The 18117-nt window shown below is 67.6% G+C and carries 17 protein-coding genes; 5 read left to right on the forward strand and 12 right to left on the reverse strand.

Going from position 1 to position 18117, the window contains the following annotated elements; all coding sequences use genetic code 11:
• Nucleotides 1–32: 32 nt before the first annotated feature.
• Entirely contained in the window at nt 33–1712 is a 1680-nt protein-coding gene (locus OXF11_05225; protein MCY4486503.1) for an iron ABC transporter permease, read from the forward strand.
• Between the two features lie 4 nt (nt 1713–1716).
• Here the strand turns inward: OXF11_05225 and OXF11_05230 are convergent, their stop codons facing one another.
• The 3 genes from OXF11_05230 to OXF11_05240 form a co-directional block, all read right to left on the reverse strand.
• Complete coding sequence (locus tag OXF11_05230; protein MCY4486504.1) at nt 1717–2079, reverse strand: type II toxin-antitoxin system VapC family toxin; 363 nt, start codon at nt 2077–2079, stop codon at nt 1717–1719.
• Entirely contained in the window at nt 2066–2290 is a 225-nt protein-coding gene (locus tag OXF11_05235; protein MCY4486505.1) for a type II toxin-antitoxin system prevent-host-death family antitoxin, read from the reverse strand. The genes OXF11_05230 and OXF11_05235 overlap by 14 nt, the downstream gene beginning before the upstream one ends.
• Nucleotides 2291–2356: 66 nt before the next feature.
• On the reverse strand, nt 2357–2761 hold the full coding sequence (locus OXF11_05240; GenBank protein MCY4486506.1) for a VOC family protein: 405 nt from the start codon (nt 2759–2761) through the stop codon (nt 2357–2359).
• A 119-nt stretch (nt 2762–2880) separates the two neighbouring features.
• On the opposite strand from OXF11_05240, the gene OXF11_05245 reads away from it, so the two are divergent.
• Nucleotides 2881–4164, forward strand: a complete 1284-nt coding sequence (locus OXF11_05245; protein MCY4486507.1) for an amidase — start codon at nt 2881–2883, stop codon at nt 4162–4164.
• Nucleotides 4165–4237: 73 nt separating this feature from the next.
• Nucleotides 4238–5605: a sodium:alanine symporter family protein gene (locus tag OXF11_05250; GenBank protein ID MCY4486508.1), complete on the forward strand. Its 1368-nt coding sequence runs from the start codon at nt 4238–4240 to the stop codon at nt 5603–5605.
• 58 nt (nt 5606–5663) lie between these two features.
• On the opposite strand, the gene OXF11_05255 is transcribed toward OXF11_05250, so the two are convergent.
• The 5 genes from OXF11_05255 to OXF11_05275 form a co-directional block, all read right to left on the reverse strand.
• On the reverse strand, nt 5664–6422 hold the full coding sequence (locus OXF11_05255; protein MCY4486509.1) for an outer membrane beta-barrel protein: 759 nt from the start codon (nt 6420–6422) through the stop codon (nt 5664–5666).
• A 143-nt stretch (nt 6423–6565) separates the two neighbouring features.
• Nucleotides 6566–7900, reverse strand: coding sequence for an amidohydrolase (locus OXF11_05260; GenBank protein ID MCY4486510.1), 1335 nt, complete (start codon nt 7898–7900; stop codon nt 6566–6568).
• A 16-nt stretch (nt 7901–7916) separates the two neighbouring features.
• Nucleotides 7917–8399: a CinA family protein gene (locus OXF11_05265; protein MCY4486511.1), complete on the reverse strand. Its 483-nt coding sequence runs from the start codon at nt 8397–8399 to the stop codon at nt 7917–7919.
• 69 nt (nt 8400–8468) lie between these two features.
• The gene (locus OXF11_05270) at nt 8469–9929 is read right to left on the reverse strand and encodes a hypothetical protein (GenBank protein ID MCY4486512.1); all 1461 of its coding nucleotides are present in this window, start codon (nt 9927–9929) and stop codon (nt 8469–8471) included.
• A gap of 58 nt (nt 9930–9987) precedes the next feature.
• A complete protein-coding gene (locus OXF11_05275; GenBank protein MCY4486513.1) occupies nt 9988–11157 on the reverse strand; it encodes an amidohydrolase family protein in 1170 nt (389 codons plus the stop codon).
• A 112-nt stretch (nt 11158–11269) separates the two neighbouring features.
• Between OXF11_05275 and OXF11_05280 the strand changes: the two genes are divergently transcribed.
• Both OXF11_05280 and OXF11_05285 read left to right on the forward strand, forming a co-directional pair.
• A complete protein-coding gene (locus OXF11_05280) occupies nt 11270–11938 on the forward strand; it encodes an iron-containing redox enzyme family protein (protein MCY4486514.1) in 669 nt (222 codons plus the stop codon).
• Between the two features lie 83 nt (nt 11939–12021).
• A complete protein-coding gene (locus OXF11_05285; GenBank protein ID MCY4486515.1) occupies nt 12022–12708 on the forward strand; it encodes an LON peptidase substrate-binding domain-containing protein in 687 nt (228 codons plus the stop codon).
• Here the strand turns inward: OXF11_05285 and OXF11_05290 are convergent.
• The 4 genes from OXF11_05290 to OXF11_05305 all read right to left on the reverse strand — a co-directional run bounded on the left by OXF11_05290 (nt 12701) and on the right by OXF11_05305 (nt 18072).
• Nucleotides 12701–13327: a bifunctional 4-hydroxy-2-oxoglutarate aldolase/2-dehydro-3-deoxy-phosphogluconate aldolase gene (locus OXF11_05290; GenBank protein MCY4486516.1), complete on the reverse strand. Its 627-nt coding sequence runs from the start codon at nt 13325–13327 to the stop codon at nt 12701–12703. The two genes, OXF11_05285 and OXF11_05290, sit on opposite strands and share 8 nt — an antisense overlap.
• A gap of 45 nt (nt 13328–13372) precedes the next feature.
• Entirely contained in the window at nt 13373–14140 is a 768-nt protein-coding gene (locus OXF11_05295) for an SDR family oxidoreductase (GenBank protein ID MCY4486517.1), read from the reverse strand.
• Nucleotides 14141–14273: 133 nt separating this feature from the next.
• A complete protein-coding gene (locus OXF11_05300; protein MCY4486518.1) occupies nt 14274–16004 on the reverse strand; it encodes a hydantoinase B/oxoprolinase family protein in 1731 nt (576 codons plus the stop codon).
• A complete protein-coding gene (locus tag OXF11_05305) occupies nt 15997–18072 on the reverse strand; it encodes a hydantoinase/oxoprolinase family protein (protein ID MCY4486519.1) in 2076 nt (691 codons plus the stop codon). The genes OXF11_05300 and OXF11_05305 overlap by 8 nt, the downstream gene beginning before the upstream one ends.
• Between the last annotated feature and the right edge of the window lie 45 nt (nt 18073–18117).

Consider the following 18117-nt stretch of genomic DNA (forward strand, 5'->3'; position numbering starts at 1 on the left):
AGGGACCGCTGCGAACAACGGAGACCGGAGGCATGCACACCGAGAACGCCATGCGGGCCGTATACGCCATCTTGATGGTGGTCATCGGCGTCGTCATCCTCGTCCCCGTGCTGGCGCTGGTCTTCGGAAGCTTCTGGTCGGCCTCGCCGGTGGCCGCGGGGCACGTCACCCTGGCCAACTGGATCCGCGCCCTCACCATCAGCATCCCCGCGGACATCCCCACACTGGTCTTCAACTCGCTGGTGTTCGCCTTCGCGACGGCCGCCATCTCCGTCTTGCTGGGCGTCACCATGGCGTTCCTGGTGGAGCGCACCGACATGCCCTTCGGCCGGGTGTTCGCCAAGCTCGGCATCGTGCCCCGGGCCTTCCCGGTGATCATCGCGGCGCTGGCCTGGATCCTGCTTCTGAGCCCCCGCATCGGCGTGATCAACGTGCTCTTCCGCGAGATTTTCGGCACCAACCTGTTCAACATCTACTCGTTCCCCGGGATGATCTTCATCATGGTGCTGTACGAGTCGCCGATCGTGTTCCTCATCGCCCTGAACGCGTTCCGGCTCATGGACCCGTCGCTGGAAGAGCAGTCCATCGCCTGCGGCAACACGGTCATGGGAACGCTCCGACGCGTGACCCTGCCGGTGCTGCGCCCGCTGATCCTCTCCTCGTTCCTGCTGGTCTTCGTCATCGGCCTCATCACGCTGGAAGTGCCCATCATCATCGGCGCGCCCGGCGGCATCTTCGTCTTCACCTCGGCCATCTTCAACCTCATCGCCTCGGACTACCAGTCGCTGATCTACTACAACACGGCCGCGGCGCTGGCCATGATGGTGATCCCCCTGAGCCTGGTGTCGCTGTTCCTCTACCGTCACCTGGTGCGGCGCGCCGAGAGCTTCGTCACGGTCACCGGCAAGGCCCGGCCGGAGAACGTCCATCGGTTGGGCGGGTGGCGCTACGTCGCCCTGGTGTGCTGCTCGCTCTACTTCGCCGTGGTCATCCTGCTGCCGGCACTGGTGATCCTGCTGCTCTCCTTCTCGCAGTTCGTGGCCTCCCCGAGCCTCGACCTGCTGACCCAGCTCACGTTTCGGCACTGGACCGCCGCCCTGGAAGACACGGTGTTCTGGCGCGCGCTCACCAACACCCTGATCCTGTGCCTCACCGGCGCCACCGCCACGGTGCTGATCGCTCTGGGCCTCGGCTACCTGCTGGTGCGCAGCGGCGTCAAGCTCAAGGGGCCCATCGAGGCCGCCGCCATGCTGCCGCTGGCCTTCCCCGGCACCATCCTGGCCGTGGGCTTCGTGTGGGCCTACATCAAGACCCCGGTCTACGGCACCCTGTGGATACTGCTGCTCTACTTCATCGGCAACTACCTGCCGTTCGCGCTGCGGACCCTGAGCCCGTTCCTGTTTCAGTTCCACAAGGAATTCGAGGAAGCGTCGTGGACGTCCGGCGCCAGCGCCCTGGGCACCATCGTACGCATCGTCATCCCGTTCCTGCGCACCGGCCTCTTCTCGGTGTGGATCCTGCTGTTCCAGATCTATCTGCGGGAGTTCGCCGGCGCCATCATCCTGTTCACCTACGGCAACGAGGTGCTCTCCACCCTGCTCTTCCAGCGCGCCTTCGACGAAGGCTCCTTCGGCATCGGCGCCGTCATCGGCGTGCTCATGCTCGCCCTGTCCCTAGGGCTGCACCTGCTGGTGTCGCGGCGGGAGCGGTAGAGGGTTACGCGGCCAGCGGAATCATCTTCGAACGACGCATGACGCGGTCGCGCGTAACCAACGGCACGCGGTGAACCATACTGGTGGCGGCTATGATCTCGTCAGCGGGATCGCTTCTGAAATCAAGCCGTGTCGAGGCTCGGGCGATCGCGAGATCGATGGGCCACACCTGCAGGCGGTTGAGGACTCGCGTTACTTCACGGTCATCGAGGTCCATGTCCAGTCGGCCGAGTTGAACGAGCTTGGCCAACTCCCACAACACGATCGCGGAAACGGACCACGGGTCCCGGGTCAACACTGCCTGCTCGGACGGCCGGAGTTCACCGTTGATCGCCAGGACCAGGATGTGCGTATCAAGATTGAGCATCGGCGTCCCAGCGAACGCCCGTACTGAAGATATCGCCCCTGATCGCGATCTTGTGGCGCAAGCTGCCGATGAGGTCGGCGCACTGCCGGTCGTAGGGAACTATCCGCGCCACGGGTTTGCCGTGCTTGGTAACGATCAATCCCTCGGCATCGAGGTTATCCAGCAGTGCCAAACACTGCTCCTTGAATTTTGCGGCCCCAATGGTTTTCATGGTTGGTCCCCCCTTTCGGGATTGGACATAATATATGACCAGCCACATCTTTTGTCCAGTTTGGGTTCACCCTGCCTTCTTCGGCGGCGCATAGAGCTGCAGCAGGTTGCCGTCGGGGTCGAAGAAGTAGAAGCCGCGGCCGGAGCGGCGTTCCACCACGGGCACTTCGTGGATGCGGACGCCGGCCTCGCGCATGCGTTCTTCGGCGGTTTCGAAGTCGTCGCCGTCCACGTAGAAGGCCTGGTGGGTGACGCCGTCCTCGGCCAGGGCGTCGCGGTCGATGGGGGTGGGGCGCTGGAACAGCACCACGATGCTGTTGCCGGAGCGCATGTCGGCGCGGCCCAGTCCCCGGAGGTCGTCGCGGGCGATGGTGGCCACCTCCATGCCCAGCACGTCGCGGTAGAAGGTCACCGCCCGGTCGATGTCGTTGACGGGAATGCCGCTGTGGTAGAGTCCCTTGGTCTTGATCATGTCCTGCCTCCTGTGCCTGCAAGGCCTCGTGGCGCGCTCAATCGAATCCCGCCGGCAAACGTGTTATGCGGGAGTTTCCGTCATCACCATCACAACACAACAGCCAGAGGATACCACCCATGAACGATCTATGCAGACTTTCGGCCAGTGAAGCGGTGGCGCGCGTCGCCAGGGGAGAGGTCACCTCCGAGGAGCTGACGCGCGCGTGCCTGGAGCGCATCGAGGAACGGGAGCCGGCGGTGGAGGCCTGGATGCACCTGGACCCGGACTATTCGGTGGCGCAGGCGCGGGAGCGCGACCGCGCGTCGAGCCGCGGGGCGGTGCACGGTCTTCCGTTCGCGGTCAAGGACATCATGGACACCGCGGACATGCCCACGGGCTACGGTTCGCCCATCTGGGAGGGCTTTCGGCCCCGGGCGGACGCCGCGTGCGTGGCGCTCACCCGCGCCGCGGGCGGCGTACTCCTGGGCAAGACCGTAACCACCGAGTTCGCCAGCCGCCATCCGGGCAAGACCCGGAACCCCCACGATCCCACGCACACGCCCGGGGGCTCTTCCAGCGGCTCGGCCGCGGCGGTGGGGGGTTTCATGGCCTTCATGGCCTTCGGCACGCAGACCCTGGGGTCGGTGATCCGGCCGGGGTCGTTCTGCGGCTGCGTGGCCTACAAGCCCAGCTACGGCGAGATCAGCAACGAGGGGGTCAAGGAGAACACCGGCTCCTTCGACACCGTGGGGCTGTTCGGCCGCGCTGTGGAGGACCTGCCGCTGTTCCGGGCGGCGGTGACGGGCGAGCCGGTGCTGCCGTTGAGTCCGGTCTCGGTGACGGACCTGCGCGTGGGCCTGTGCCGCACGCCCCTGTGGGACAAGGCGCTGGACTACACCAAGGCGCAGGTGGAAGGCGCCGCCGCCGATCTCGCCAGGGCCGGCGCCGCGGTATCCGACCTCGACCTGGGCGGACCCTTCGCCGAGTTCGAGCCCATGGGCCGCCGGGTCAGCGACTACGAGATCTCACGCGCGCTGACGTGGGAGCGCACCCACCACTTCGAGCTGTTGAGCGAGTTCCAGCAAGGGAAGATGAAGGACTGGCCCGCGGTGTCCTACGAGGAATACCGGGAGGGGCAGCGAGTCATGGCGGCATGCCGGGCTTGGCTGGACGAGGCGCTCGAGGACTTCGACGTCCTGCTGACCCCCAGCGCCACCGGCGAGGCGCCCGTGGGTCTCGACAACACCGGCGACACGGCCTTCAACATCCTCGCGACATGGGCCCACCTGCCGTGCGTGACGCTGCCGCTCTTCACCGGACCCTCCGGGCTGCCGGTGGGGCTGCAACTGGTGGGGCATCGTTGCCGGGATCATCGCCTGTTTGAAATCAGCCGATCGCTATTGACGGCGTTGTCGAGTTGAGCATAATGGGATGAAGATGCCCACGGCCCCGCGGGGAGTGCCGCAACGCATGACTTGAGTCGGAGGGAATGCCATGGAACGTTTGAACGCGCTCATCGATTCCGTCAACGCCTTCGCTTGGGGTCCGCCGATGCTGGGAATGCTCGGCGTGACGGGGGTGCTCCTGACCCTCGGGCTCGTGTTCATGCCGTGGCGCAAGGTCGGCTACGGCTTCCGGCTGCTCTTCGACAAGAGCGGCGCCGCGGGCGAGGGCGAGGTCAAACCCTTCAACGCGCTGATGACGGCCCTTTCGGCCACGGTGGGCACCGGCAACATAGCCGGCGTGGCCACGGCCATCGCGCTGGGCGGTCCGGGCGCGATCTTCTACATGTGGCTCATCGCCCTGTTCGGCATGGCCACCAAGTACGCCGAGGCCGTTTGCGCGGTCACCTACCGCGAGGTGGACGGGAAGGGCATGCACGTGGGCGGGCCCATGTACTACCTGCGCAACGGCGTGGGCGCGTTCGCCCCCGAGCTGGGCAAGTGGCTGGGCCTTCTGTTCGCCGTCTTCGGCGCGGTGGCCGCCTTCGGCATCGGCAACGCCGTGCAGGTCAACTCCATGGCCACGGCGCTGGCCGACAGCTTCGGTGTCCCCACCTGGATCACCGGCGTGATCGTGGCGGTGCTGGTGGGCGTGGTGGTCATCGGCGGCATCCAGCGCATCGGCGAAGTCGCCGGCAAGCTGGTGCCGGCCATGATCGTGCTCTACATCGGCGCCGCGCTCCTGGTCATCATCATCAACATCACCGCGGTGCCGGCGGCCATCGCGCTGATCTTCACCCACGCCTTCACTCCGGCAGCGGCAGCCGGGGGTTTCGCCGGGGCGGCCGTGGCAGCGGCGGTCCGTTTCGGGGTGGCGCGCGGCGTGTTCTCCAACGAATCCGGCCTGGGCTCCGCGGCCATCGCCCACGCGGCGGCGCAGACCAACAGCCCGGTGCGCCAGGGCATCATCGCCATGCTCGGGACCTTCATCGACACCCTCGTCGTTTGCACCATGACCGCCCTGGTGATCCTGACGTCCGGGGCCTGGACCCTGACGGGCGCGGACGGCGGCGGCCTCACCGGCGTGGTGCTGACCTCCGCGAGCTTCGAAAGCGCCGTGCCCGGCGGAAGCTACATCGTCACCGTGGCATTGGCGGTCTTCGCCTTCACCACCATCCTCGGGTGGTCCTACTACGGCGAACGCTGCTGGCAGTTCCTGTTCAGCGAAAACAGCCTGTTGGTCTACCGCGGACTGTGGGTGCTGGCGGCACTGACGTTCGCCAACGTGAAGGTAGGGTTCGTGTGGAACCTGTCGGACACCCTCAACGGCCTGATGGCGGTGCCCAACCTCATCGGCCTGTTGCTGCTGGCACCGATGGTGTTCAAGGTCACCCGGGAGTACTTCGACAAGGCGGCATAGATAGACGGGGTGCGCTTGGCGCACCCCGTAACTCCACTCCTCGGACGGACGCCCGACCTCAGAAGCCGATGCGGAGGCCGGCGCGGAAGACGTGGTTCCGCAGTTCCGATTTGACCGTGGAACCGTCGTCCCACTTGAATTTGGGATCCCCGGTACCCATGTACCGGTAACCCAAGTGCAGGACCATGGAATCCAGCAGTCGGTACCCCAACCCCAAACCGAACTGGTAGGCGAGCACCCAGTCTCCGTCGCCGACGCCGAATTCATTGAGCGCGCGGGAGGCGGTGGGAGAAAGACCAGGGATGGTCGGCAACTCCAACTCCACCGGCAGATCGATGTCATAGCGGACGTACTTCACGCCGAAGCCGCCGCCGACATACGGCGCCAGGCCCACACCCAGGTCGAGGTCGTACCAGGCATTGGCCATGAAGCCCACGGTGGTTTGGTTGCCCTTCACGTTGTCGTCGATAAGCTTGCGAACCCGGTCTTCCAGGTCCCCCAAGCCCCCGAGGTCGAGCCGGTCGTAGTCGAGGCCGTCCACGTCCGTGCGCCGCCAAGTCGCCTCGCCCTCAAGACGCAGCCCTTGCCAGCCCAGGCCCACGGCCAGGCTGTAACCGAGACCGGAATCGAAGTCGATGTCACCCCGGCCGACCTCCGTGTTGGAGTCCGAGGTCGAACCACGCGCCAACCCGACATCCGCCGCCAAGTAGAGTCCACTCTGCGCCGCGGCAGTGGAAGCCAGCAACGGGATCAGGCCTGCCAGCACGAGAGCGTAGAGCACGTTTCCGAGGCCCGCGGGGTGAGGCTGCTTAGGCATGGACGACTCCTTTCTTCGGTCCTGATCTTGTACCACACCGGCGCGCGGGGGTCTCCCGGAACCCGTTGGCCGTCCCTGCATCGCCCGCGGCCCGAACCGGTCGGGCGCAGCACTCCACACAGGACAGTCGCCGTCCGGCCTGGTCACTCTCCTCCGGGCTTGAACACCTCGGTGGCGTCGAGCCTGCGCTGGAACTCCAGGTACTCCTGTCGGGTCATGCGCGGCCTGTTTTCCTTGAGGACGCGGCGCGCCGCCCCAGCGTCGTCGTGCAGCAGGTCGATGGCGGTCATGGCCAACAGCTTGGCCGACTTCACGTACACCGAGTCCTTGTCCACCAGCAGGTAGTTGTTGGTGTGGCCGCCCCCGGAGGCGCCGGCGACGTAGGGATGCACGGCCGGCATGATGTGCGCGACGTCGCCGAAGTCGGTGCTGCTGGTGCGGTGCTCGGTGGTGCGCTTGAAGCCGCCGGGACCGAAGAGCCGCGCGGCGTTGTCGCCCCAGAGCCGGGCCATGGTCTCGTCGTTGGTCTGGGGCAGATAGCCCGGCACCGTCACGATCTCCACCGACGCGCCCACGGCCATGGCCGCGCCCCGGAGCGCGTTGTCCACCTTGCGGTTGGCGTCGACGATGCCTTCGATGGTCTTGCCGCGGATGAAGGTCTCGATCTTCACCTCCGCCGGCACCGCGCTCACGGCCTCGCCGCCCTTGGTGATGATCGGGTGGATGCGGATGGTGTCGTCGTCGTAGAAGGTCTCGCGCTGGTAGGCGATGGCGGTCATGGCCAGGGAGGCGGCGTTGAGGGCGTTGATGCCGGTCTGGGGGCTGCCGCCGGCATGGGCCGCCTTGCCGATGAAGCGGATCTTCTTGATGAGCGCACCGTTGGACGAGCCCGCCACGTGGGAGGCGAGGGTGTCGGTCTTGGTGTGGAACATCATCGCAAGGTCCACGTCGTCGAAATGACCCAGCCGGATGAGCTCCGCCTTGCCCGCGAGGAACTCGATCTCGTTCCGCGCCTTGCGCTCCAGGCGCTCGTCCACGTCGATCATCTCCTCGGCGGGCACCGCGAAGAACACCAGCGCGCCGGTGAGTTCCGGCAGCACCTTGGCGGACAGCAACCCCATGGCCGCGCCCACCATGCCCGCCACCTGCGCGTTGTGGCCGCAGGCATGGGCCGCGCCGGTGTCCGGATCGGCATGGGGATGATCGAACACCTTGAGCGAGTCCAGTTCCCCGAGAATCGCCAGCGCCGGGCCGGGCCGGGCGCAGTCCTTGCGGCCCTTGACACCAGTGACGGCGAGACCTCGCCGCGGCTCCAGGCCGAGAGACCGGAGCCGGCCGGCTATGAGCTCGGCGGTCTTGACCTCGTTGAAGCCCGTCTCCGGCTGCCGCAGGATGGCTTCGCCGAGGTCGATGATTTCCTGCCGGCGCGCATCGATGACGCGGCAGGCCTCCGCCTTGAGGTCGTCTACGGAGTTCATGGTGTCGCGTCCCGCGCTACCGCCGGCGAAGCGCTTCCTCCAGCAGTCCCAACGCGGCCTCGGTAAAGGCCCACATGTTGGCTTCCCGGTCGGGCCGGCCGGTCTCGACGGTGATGGCCTTTTCCACCGGCCCGACGATGGCCATGCAACCGTGCCCCGAAGCATCGCCGTAGCGGTTTCCCGTGGGCCCGGTGGCGCCGCTCTCCGCGAGGCCCCAGGTGGTGCCGAGGCGATCGCGGATGAGCCGGGCGCAGTCCAGCGCGTAGGACTCGGTGCTGCCGCGCACCGTCACCTGGTCGGCGGGCATCATCAGCAGCCCCGCGCGCGCGTGCCGCGTGTAGATCACGCCGCCGCCGACGAAGTAGGCGGAGGCCCCGGGCAACGACAGCAGCGCCGCCGAGATCAGGCCGCCGGCGGATGATTCGGCCACCGCCACGGTCTCGTTCCGTTCCTTGAGCAGTTCGCCCACCGTACGTCCGAGGGTTGTCAGATCCGGCATGGGTTCTCCCCTTCCTGGTTTCCGGTTCTCTCCATGCAGTGCAAAACGCCGCCCGGAAGCCCACTGGCGCTACGCCCCGCTCCGCTGCAGCGACAGGGACAGACCCGGACGGCGCACGTGGATGTCGCTGTAGCGGCCGCGGTGGGCCAGTTGCTCCATGAGGGTCACCATGGGTGCGTGGGCGTTCCGGTACTCCCGCGGCGGGCCGGCGGCACGCATGACGGCAATCTCCTCCGCGCTCAGCATCCAGCGCAGCAGCAGCTCCTCGTCGGTGACGCCCGGGCCGCCGAGCTTGCGCCGCACCTCCTGGATGGTGAGGTCCGGCGGCACCCACCGGGCCATCTCCTTGCCGCGGGGGCGGTCCAGGATCTTGTGCTTCACGCCGGCATCCATGGTGTCGGCGCCTTCCTTGCCCCAGAGCCCCAGCGCGTACTGGATGATCTGGTCGGTGACCTCCTCGTAGCGCCCGCCGACGATGACGTTGATGGCGGCCTGGCTGCCCACGAACTGGGACAGCGGCGTCACCATGATGGGGTAGCCCAGGTCCGCCCGCACCCGCACCACCTCGTCGAGGGCCTCCTCCGCCTTGTGCTCCAGCCCCACCTTGGCGAGCTGGTGGCGCAGGTTCGAGATCATGCCGCCGGGCACCTGGTGCTGGTACTGGGCGTAGTCGTACTCCACCGGCGCGCCCACGGGGAAGCCCTCTTGGCGCGCCACCGCGGTGAAGAACTCCGACACGGCTTCGAGCGCGTCCGTGTCCACGGCGCAGGTGTAGCCCAAGGCGCGCAGGTTGGCGGCGACGCTGAACACCGACGGGTTCGACGAGGCGTTGGCCAGCGGGGGCACGGCCGTGTTCACCGTGCGCACGCCGAGCTTCACCGCTTCCAGGCAGCACAGTGGGCCGAGACCGGTGGTGCAGTGGGTGTGCAGCTCCACCGGGATGCCGCCGGCATTCTCGAAGATCATCGGCACCAGGGTGCGCGTGCGCTCGGGGGTGAGCAGGCCGCCGGGATCCTTGAGGCACAGGAACGGCACCCCCAGGGAGGCCGCCTCGCGGGTCTTGCGCGCGTAGTACTCGTCGGTGTGCTTGGGCGACACCGAGTAGATCAGGTTCACGATGGGCTCCAGGCCGTTGTTGCGCGCGATGCCGACCTTGCGCCGCCACCCTTCCAGCTCGTTCCACTCCTCGGAGATGCGCGCCTGGCGGATACCGTTGGCCGCCATGCGCTCGATGAACAGCTCGTACACCGAGACGGGCGTGATCTCGAAGGCGTTGACCCTCCCGGCCATGAGCCGCAGCGGCGTCCGCGTGATGCGTTCCGCCACCATGCGCACCCGGTCCCAGGGATCCTCCTTGAGCTCGCGCACGCACTTCTTGAGGTGCGAGGCGGACATCAGCTCGATGGCGTCGAAGCCCGCCTCGTCCATGGTCCGGGCCACCGGGAGCATCATGCCCGTGGTCATGCGCTCCGCCCAGAGGCTCTGGTGGCCGTCGCGCAACGTGGTGTCTACGAATCGGATCTCGTCCATGTGTCGCTCGCCTGCGCGGCGCCCGCACCGGACGCCGCCACCGTTTATCAAAGTCCTGTTACGCCAGGATGCGCGGGCCGAACAGCGTCACCGCGTTGTCCCACAGGATCTTGGCCTTGGCCTCGTCCGCGATCGGTTGTGCGTCGAAGTCGGGCAGGGCCTTCTCCGGCCGCGGCGCGTCCGGATGCGGATAGTCGGTGTTCCAGGCGATGTTCTCGCCGCCCAGGTGGTCCACCGCGTAGGACAGCGCGCTCTCGTCGCTGTCGCAGGTCACCGTGACCTGGCGCTTGAAGTACTCGCTCGGTAGCATGGGCAGGCGCTCCACCGCGTTGCCCATGACGCTGTTGCGCCCGTGGGTGTGTTCGTCCATGCGTCCGAGCCAGAAAGGCACCCAGCCGACGTTGGACTCGAGGATGCCCAGCCGCAGCTTCGGAAAGCGATCCAGGATGCCCGTGAAGATGAAGTGCCCCATGGTGGCCATGTTGTCGCAGGGAAAGCCCAGTGCGTGGTCGAGGCCGCGCAGGGCGAGCTGCTGCATGTCGCGGTCGTCTACGTTGCCGCGGTTACCGCCCGCAAACGGATGGAAGCGGCGCTGGCGGTACTCGCCGTGCACCGAGATGGGAAAATCCAGCTCGCACGCCAGGCTCCACAGGGCGTCGTACTCGGGCTCGTGCAGCCAGCGGTCCTCGGGCAGGAAGGGGTTGCGCACCGACACCGCCCCCAGTTCCTCCACCGCGCGCCGCGCCTCCGCCACCATGTCCACGGTGTCCGCGCCCGGCAGCACCGCCACGAACTTCAGCCGCTTGGGATCGGCGTCGCAGTAGTCCCGGCACCAGTTGTTGTAGGCGCGGCACATGGCGGCGCCCAGCTTGGCGTCCTTCAGGGCCACGCGGTACGCGAAGTTTCCGTTGTTGCCCGTGGGCAGCAGCACCTGCACGTCCCATCCGTGGGCGTCCATGTCCTTGAGACGGGTCTCCGAGGACCACCACGTGCGGTACTGCTCGCCGTACTTGGCCTCCATGTCCGCCCACGCGGTGCGCGGCAGCTTGGGCTGCTTCTCCGTCTTGGGGATGATGCGGCCGTCCGGCTCGTAGACCATGAAGGCGCCGTCCATGAACGCCACCTTGGGCACCTGGTCGCGGTAGGCGGGCTCGACGTATCGCTCCCAGAGGTATTGCGGCTCATGCATGTGCGCGTCCGCGTCCATGACCTTGAATCCCTTCCACATGGCGGCGCTCCTTTCGGCGAGTGTCCGGTTACTATTCCCTGTTTCGCCGCCCGCTTCAACCGGCGGCGGCGCTTGACAGCACCGCTCCCGTTCCATTACGGTCGCGGGCGCCATGACATCTCAAGCATTTGTCGACTCGATCATCGGGGAGATCATCCAACCGGGCGTCGAGCGGTTGATGGCCTGCCGGTACTTCACGGACCTGCGCGAGGGCACCCTGACCACCCGACGGCTCCAGGGCTTCGCGCTGCAGCACTACTTGCTCAACATCGCCATCAACAAGGGATTCACCCTGTGCATGGCGAAGAACGCCCACAACCAGGAGCTCTTCGAGCTCTACCTCCACGCCTTCACCGAAGAACAGACCCATCCCGACCTGATGAAGCGGTTCGGCCTCTCCATCGGCCTGACCGATGGGGATTTCGCCCAGGCGCTGCCCATCTTCGAGTGCCAGGCTCACGCCGCCGCCATTCTCCGGGGCATGTTCCTGGGCTCACCCGCCGAGACCCGCACCAGCGCGCTGGTGAACGAGAGCATGGTGGGCCGCTACGCGGCGGAGTTCGACGACTGCCTTGCACGGCAGTACGGCGTCAACGACCACCACCGGGAGTTCTTTACCGTGCACGCGGTGGCGGACCAGGAACACACCGCGCTGGCGGCCCAGGTCATCGCCCGGTTCTGTACCACCGAGCGTGATCGCCAGGTGGTGACCCACGCGGCGCGCAACATGGTGCGCTTCAAGCTGGCGAAGTTCGAGGGGCTCTACGACGAATACGCATGACACGGGCTTCCCGCGTTAATGAGGCAACTCGGTTGACGAGGGTCCGCGAGGCTCTATAATCGAAGGGAACAGGAGGGTTACGCATGGAAGACAAAACGGCGTCCGTCTCGTTGCCCGAAATTCTCTCGGTCTTTCCGCTGACGGGCGTGCTGCTGCTGCCGGGGACCCGGCTGCCGTTGCACATCTTCGAGCCCCGCTACCGCAACCTGGTGCATGACGCGCTGGAGGCGGAGGGGGTCTTCGGCATGATCCAACCCTTCACTCCCCAAAGGGACAACAGGCCCCAGCCGGGGGCCGAGCAAACCATACCCGACCTCTACCCGGTGGGCTGCGCCGGCCACATCGAACGCTGGGAGCAGTCGCCGGACGGCCGCTACATGGTGCAGCTTCGCGGCATCAGCCGCTTCCGTGTGAAGGAAGAGTTGTCCGTGGAACGCGGCTACCGGCGCGTGCTCCCGGACTACGCGAGTTTCGCTGACCTTGATGGGGACGCTTCGGAAGCGGTCGATCGTCCGCGCCTGACCCAAGCCTTGAGCCGCTACGCCGAGGCCCGTGGCATGGCCGTCGACCCGGACCAACTCCACCCCATACCCGACGCCGACTTCGTGAATTTTCTGGGCGTCGCCATGCCCTTCCACCCGTCGGAGAAGCAGGCGCTGCTGGAGGCCGGTTCCTTCAAGGAACGGCAAGACTTGCTGGTCAATCTCCTGGAGTTTGGCGGGGGCGCGCCGGAGCCGCCGTCCGGGTCGGGCTCGCGCACGCTCAACTGAGCAGATCCACGAACTCCCGCGCCTTGGCCACGAGCCCCGCGTGGCCCTCCCGTGCCAGCACGTCCGCCAGGAAGGCGCTGCCCAGCACGATGCCCGTCACCCCCAAGGCGGCGTACTCGGCGACGTTGTCCTTGTTGACGCCGCCCGAGACCATGAAGCGGGCATCGGGGAAGGGACCCAGCATCTGCCGGATGAAATGCGGTCCGCCCACGCAGTCCGCGGGAAAGATCTTCACCAGATCGGCGCCGGCGCGCAATGCCTGCACGACCTCCGTCGGGGTCGCGCCGGCGGGGATGGACGCCACGCCGGCCTCGCGGCAAAGCGGCACCAGGTCCAGCTCCAGGCTTGGCGAGACGATGAAACGCGCGCCCGCCTCGATACCGGTGCGCGCCTGCTCCTCGGACAGCACCGTGCCGGCGCCGACGTGCACCACTCCTTCTCCGGCCAGTGTTCGGATCACCTCCGCGGCGTCGGGAACGGTGAAGGTCACCTCCACGAACCGAATGCCGGCCTCGCCCACGGCCCGGGCGGTGGCCAGCGCCTCTTCCGCGGTGCTGGAACGAATCACCGCCACCAGCCGGTGGGCCTGCATGGCGGTCATCAACTCGGTCTTGGTCATGGCGACACTCTCTCGTGTCTCGAAATCAACGGACAAGCGGAGGGGCTAACTCAGACTCAGGCCGCCGTCGACGAGCAGGGTCTGGCCGGTCACGAAGTCGCCGCCGGTGATGAGGCCCAGGACGGCGCCGGCCACCTCTTCCGGTTTCGCCACGCGCTTGAGGGGATAGTTGGCCGACGCGCGCTCGATGATGGCGTCGTAGTCCGCGCCGTAGTGGTCGCGCATCCACTGGGTGTCGGTAAACGCCGGCGCCACCGCGTTGACCCGGATCTCGGGCCCCAAGGCCACGGCAAGGCCGCGGGTCAGGTAGATGAGGCCGGCCTTGGCGGTGCCGTAGGCGAGAGACGACATGGTCGAGGGCGCGATGACACCCGAGATGGACGACACGTTGACGATCATGCCCCCGGCGGCCTTCAGGTGCGGCGCCGCCGCCCGCGCGCACCGGAACGCGCCCTTCACGTTGACGTCCAGGGTCATGTCCCAGATGTCGTCGGTCAACGCCTCCATGTCCGTGATCGGCACCCAGCGGGTGATACCGGCGTTGTTCACCAGGATGTCCAGGCGCCCGAACCGCTCCACCGTCTGACGGACCATTTCGCGGACATGGCCGTCGTCGCGCACGTCGCCGTGCACGCACAGCGCCTCGGCGCCCAGCGCCCGCGCCTCTTCCGCCAGACTCTCGGCCTGCTCCTTGGCCGAGCGGTAGTTGATCGCCACGCCGGCGGCGCCGGCGCGCGCCAACTCCAGGACCGTCGCCCGGCCGATGCCGGTGGCGGCGCCGGTGACGAGCGCGATGCGTTCAGAGAGAATCATGAGCTCATGTCACTTTCCCCACCGCATGCGCAACTGGATTCCAGCTTTCGCGGGAATGACGCATAGCGGTGGCGCTGCAGGGTCGTGGCCAGGTGGAGTTTGGACACAGCCTGTTTCGCGGGAATAAAGATAATCAAGACACTGCGTCCCGCCGCAACTCCTTTGTCGCGGCCTCATCGATGACCCATTGCTCCGGCAGCCGCACCTTCTCATCGTCGCCACCGGTGAAGCGCACCACCACGCCGTAGTCGCGGGCGGCCGCGGCGGCGGTGATGTAGCCGTACACCACGTCCGCGCGCACGCGTTCGAGGTCGCGTTTCATGGGGTCGCCGTAGCCGCCTCCGCCGGGGTGGTTCAGTTGCACGCTGCGGTCGCCGCCCAGATGGGTCTGGGCCTTGGGGTTCGGGCGCTCGCCGCCGTCGAGGATGAACTCGCCGGGGAGCCCCGGACCGCCGCCCATGATGCCGGGGGCGGCGTATCGGGTGCGGTCGAGGATGCCGTTGACGCTCCACTGTCCGTGGGCGCGGTTGGCGAATTCGGTGAACTGGCCGAGGCCGCCGCGCCAGGTGCCGGCGCCGCCGGAATCCACCCGCAACGCGCGCCGGCGCATGACCAGCGGCGACAGGCTCTCGATGACCTCCGCGGGCACGCCGGCGACGCCGCTGGGGAAGCCCACCGCGCTCAGCCCGTCCTTCGTGGGACGGGCGCCCGTGCCGCCCACCTGGAACACCGTGAGATTGAACGCCGGGTCCTGGCCGCGCCACACGCTGAGCCAGATGGGGTCCGCGCTCGGCGCCATGAGCTTTCCGGGAAGCGCCTTGGCCAGCGCGGTGAACACCGCGGTGGGCACGAAGTGGCCCACGGTCTGCCGCGCCGCCACCGGCGCCGGTTCGTTGGCGTTGAGGATGCTCCCCGCGGGCGCGCTCACGTGCACCGGACGGAAGCTGCCCTCGTTGTGGGGCACGTCGGGATAGATGGCCGCCTTGGCCGCGAAGCTGGCATAGGCGTGGGTGTAGTTCATCACCACGTTGATGCCGCGGTGGCTCTGGGGCGACGAGCCGGTGAAGTCGATGAAGATCTCGTCGCCCCGCACCTCCAGCTTCGTCTTGATGTAGATCGGCTCCTCGAAGCCGTCGCTCCAGGTCTCCCCTTCCCACGCGCCGTCCTCGAGGTCGGCAATGGCCGCGCGCACCGCCTTCTCCGAGCGGCTGATGATCTCCTCGGCGACGGGATCGAAGCTGTCCAGCTCGAACTCGTCCATGGTCTCGATGAGCGCCCGGCCGCCGGCGTCGTTGCAGGCGGACTGGGCGTAGAAGTCGCTCACCACCTCGTGGGGCAGCCGCACGTTGGCGCGGATCATCTTGAGCAGGATGGGGTCGGGCTCCCCCGCGTGGAAGAGCTTCATGATGGGGATGCGGAGCCCCTCCTCGTACACCTCCCGGGCCTCGGCGGAAAGGATGCGGCCGCCGATGTCCGCCGCGTGGCAGGTGTTGGCGAAGAACGCCACGAGCTGCCCGGCCCGGAAGATGGGCGTGGTGATGGTGATGTCGTTGACGTGCCCGGCGGTCTGCCACGGGTCGTTGGTGATCAGCACGTCGCCGGGCGCCAGCGTGTCCGCCGGGAACTCCCGCAGGAAGTGCCCCATGGACGTGGCCATGGCGTTGATGTGGCCCGGCGTGCCGCTGACCGATTGCGCCACCATGCGGCCCTTGGTGTCGAACAGGCCGCAGGCCAAGTCCTGGCTCTCCCGCACGATGGTGCTGAAGGCCGTGCGCATCAGCGCGTCCTGCTGCTCGTTGGCCACCGACAGGAGCCGGTTCCAGATGACCTCGAGAGTTACGGGATCGATGACAGGCTTACTCATAGTCGAACTCTACGATCACGTTCAGATTATCGTCAACCCGGGCGCGGCTGCGGGCGGTCACCACCAGGGTGGATTCCCGCTCCTCCACGATGGCCGGCCCCGGGAAGGTCATTCCCGGCGTCAGGGAATAGCGGTCGTAGACCGCGGTCTCGACGAATTGTCCCCGGCCCGCCGAGTACACCGGGCGGGTACCCTTCTGCGCCTTGGCCCCTACCGCCCTGGCACCGCGGGTCGAGAAGTTCAGCGGCTGCTCCGGCCCCCGCGCCACCACGCGCCAGTTGATCACCTCCACCACCACGTCCGGAACCGTCCGCCCGTACATGTGCTCGTAAGTGCGCTCGAAGGCCTCGGTGATGGCGCCCAGATGGGTCGCGTCGAGGACGCCGTCGGGAATGGGCACCGACACCTCATGGCCCTGCCCGGTGTAGCGCATGTCCGCGGTACGCTCGTAGACGATCTCGTCCGGCGCCAGTCCCGACTGCTCCAGGATGGCGCGCCCCTCCGCGCACATTCCGTCGAACATGCCGTTGACAAAGGACCAGTCCAAATCGTCCAGCAGGCTGTAGGCGCTGCGCACGAAGTCGAAGGCCAGCGGCGCCGCCAGCAGCCCGAAGGTCGAGCCCACGCCCGCCCCCATGGGCGAGATGAGCGTGGGTAGGTGCAGCAACTCCGCCACGTGGCAGCCGTGCACCGGCCCGGCGCCGCCGAAGGCATACATGGGCAGCTCCCGCGGGTCCTTGCCGCGTTCCCCCAGATGCGCCCGGGCGGCGTTGGCCATGTTCTCGTTGACGATCTGGTGGATGCCCCAGGCCACCTCCTCCACGCGCATGTCGAGGTTGCCCGCGACGCCGGCAAGGGCCTGCCGGGCCGCTTCCACGTCGAGCTTCATCTCGCCGCCGAGGAAGTAGTCGGGATCGAAGTAGCCCAGGATCAGGTTGGCGTCGGTGACCGTCGCGCCCGCGCCGCCACGGCCATAGCAGGCCGGCCCGGGCTCGGCCCCGGCGCTGTCGGGTCCCACCTTGAGGAGCCCGAGCGCGTCCACCCGGGCGATGCTGCCGCCGCCGGCGCCGATCTCGATCATGTCGATGACCGGTATCTTGATGGGCAGGCCGCTGCCCTTGCGGAAGCGGTAGACCCGGTCCACCTCGAACTCCCGGGCCTTGAGCGGGTAGCCGTTCTCCACCGCGCACAGCTTGGCGGTGGTACCGCCCATGTCGAAGGAAAGGAGGTCGGGATAGCCCGCGCGCTGTCCCAGCGCGGCCGCCGCCAGCGCCCCCGCCGCCGGCCCCGACTCGAGCATCCGCACCGGGAACCGGGCCGCCGTCTCCGGGGTGCCGATGCCACCGCTGGAGAGCATCACGAAGAAGCTGCCGCTGAACTGGAGGTCGTCCAGCCGCTGCTGCAGCTCCTGGAGATAGGCGGCCACGCGTTCCTGCACGTAGACGTTGGCGGCGGTGGTGCTGGTGCGCTGGAACTCGCGGATCTCGGGCACCACGTCGGCGCTCACGGACACGCGGATGTCCGGCGCTACCTCGGCGATGAGCTCCCGGGTGCGGCGCTCGTGGACGGCGTTGCGGAAGCTGTTGAGGTAGCACACCGCGATGGCCCGGACGCCCTTGTCCCGGAGCTCCGCCACCAGGCTCCGCACGAAGTCCTCATCCAGGGGCTTGAGCACGGTTCCGTCCGCGACGACCCTCTCCGGCACGTCGAAGCGCAGGTAGCGCGGCACCAGCGGCCTGGGCAACTCGAGATCGAGGTCGTAGAGCTCGTAGCGGTGCTCGCGGCCGATCTCCAGCGCGTCCCGGAAACCCTCGGTGGTGAGCAGCGCGGTGAGGGCGCCCTTGCGCTCGATCAGGGCGTTGGTGACCAGCGTGGTGCCGTGCACCACCGTGCCCTGCCCGGCGCGGTCCACGATGCCCGCCTCCAGCCCCTCGCGCATGGCCGTTTCCACCGCCACGCTGGGGTCTCCGTGGGTGGTCAGGGTCTTGCCGATGAAGGACGTGCCGTCATCCGCAACCAGGAGCAGATCCGTGAACGTCCCGCCGATGTCAACGCCGACACGATACATGGACTACTGGGCGAACAGGTCCATCAGGGCGTCGGTCTGGTCCGC

The sequence above is a fragment of the Deltaproteobacteria bacterium genome, assembly GCA_026712905.1.
Taxonomy (GTDB): Bacteria; Desulfobacterota; Binatia; order UBA9968; family JAJDTQ01; genus JAJDTQ01.

What these genes read in the sequence shown, in the direction of transcription:
- OXF11_05275 (MCY4486513.1), bottom strand. Translation starts at nt 11,157, where the DNA reads ATGTGGAAGGGATTCAAGGTCATGGACGCGGACGCGCACATGCATGAG.
- OXF11_05255 (MCY4486509.1), bottom strand. Translation starts at nt 6,422, where the DNA reads ATGCCTAAGCAGCCTCACCCCGCGGGCCTCGGAAACGTGCTCTACGCT.
- OXF11_05305 (MCY4486519.1), bottom strand. Translation starts at nt 18,072, where the DNA reads ATGTATCGTGTCGGCGTTGACATCGGCGGGACGTTCACGGATCTGCTC.
- OXF11_05245 (MCY4486507.1), top strand. Translation starts at nt 2,881, where the DNA reads ATGAACGATCTATGCAGACTTTCGGCCAGTGAAGCGGTGGCGCGCGTC.
- OXF11_05240 (MCY4486506.1), bottom strand. Translation starts at nt 2,761, where the DNA reads ATGATCAAGACCAAGGGACTCTACCACAGCGGCATTCCCGTCAACGAC.
- OXF11_05300 (MCY4486518.1), bottom strand. Translation starts at nt 16,004, where the DNA reads ATGAGTAAGCCTGTCATCGATCCCGTAACTCTCGAGGTCATCTGGAAC.
- OXF11_05285 (MCY4486515.1), top strand. Translation starts at nt 12,022, where the DNA reads ATGGAAGACAAAACGGCGTCCGTCTCGTTGCCCGAAATTCTCTCGGTC.
- OXF11_05230 (MCY4486504.1), bottom strand. Translation starts at nt 2,079, where the DNA reads ATGCTCAATCTTGATACGCACATCCTGGTCCTGGCGATCAACGGTGAA.
- OXF11_05235 (MCY4486505.1), bottom strand. Translation starts at nt 2,290, where the DNA reads ATGAAAACCATTGGGGCCGCAAAATTCAAGGAGCAGTGTTTGGCACTG.
- OXF11_05250 (MCY4486508.1), top strand. Translation starts at nt 4,238, where the DNA reads ATGGAACGTTTGAACGCGCTCATCGATTCCGTCAACGCCTTCGCTTGG.
- OXF11_05290 (MCY4486516.1), bottom strand. Translation starts at nt 13,327, where the DNA reads ATGACCAAGACCGAGTTGATGACCGCCATGCAGGCCCACCGGCTGGTG.
- OXF11_05270 (MCY4486512.1), bottom strand. Translation starts at nt 9,929, where the DNA reads ATGGACGAGATCCGATTCGTAGACACCACGTTGCGCGACGGCCACCAG.
- OXF11_05260 (MCY4486510.1), bottom strand. Translation starts at nt 7,900, where the DNA reads ATGAACTCCGTAGACGACCTCAAGGCGGAGGCCTGCCGCGTCATCGAT.
- OXF11_05280 (MCY4486514.1), top strand. Translation starts at nt 11,270, where the DNA reads ATGACATCTCAAGCATTTGTCGACTCGATCATCGGGGAGATCATCCAA.
- OXF11_05295 (MCY4486517.1), bottom strand. Translation starts at nt 14,140, where the DNA reads ATGATTCTCTCTGAACGCATCGCGCTCGTCACCGGCGCCGCCACCGGC.
- OXF11_05265 (MCY4486511.1), bottom strand. Translation starts at nt 8,399, where the DNA reads ATGCCGGATCTGACAACCCTCGGACGTACGGTGGGCGAACTGCTCAAG.
- OXF11_05225 (MCY4486503.1), top strand. Translation starts at nt 33, where the DNA reads ATGCACACCGAGAACGCCATGCGGGCCGTATACGCCATCTTGATGGTG.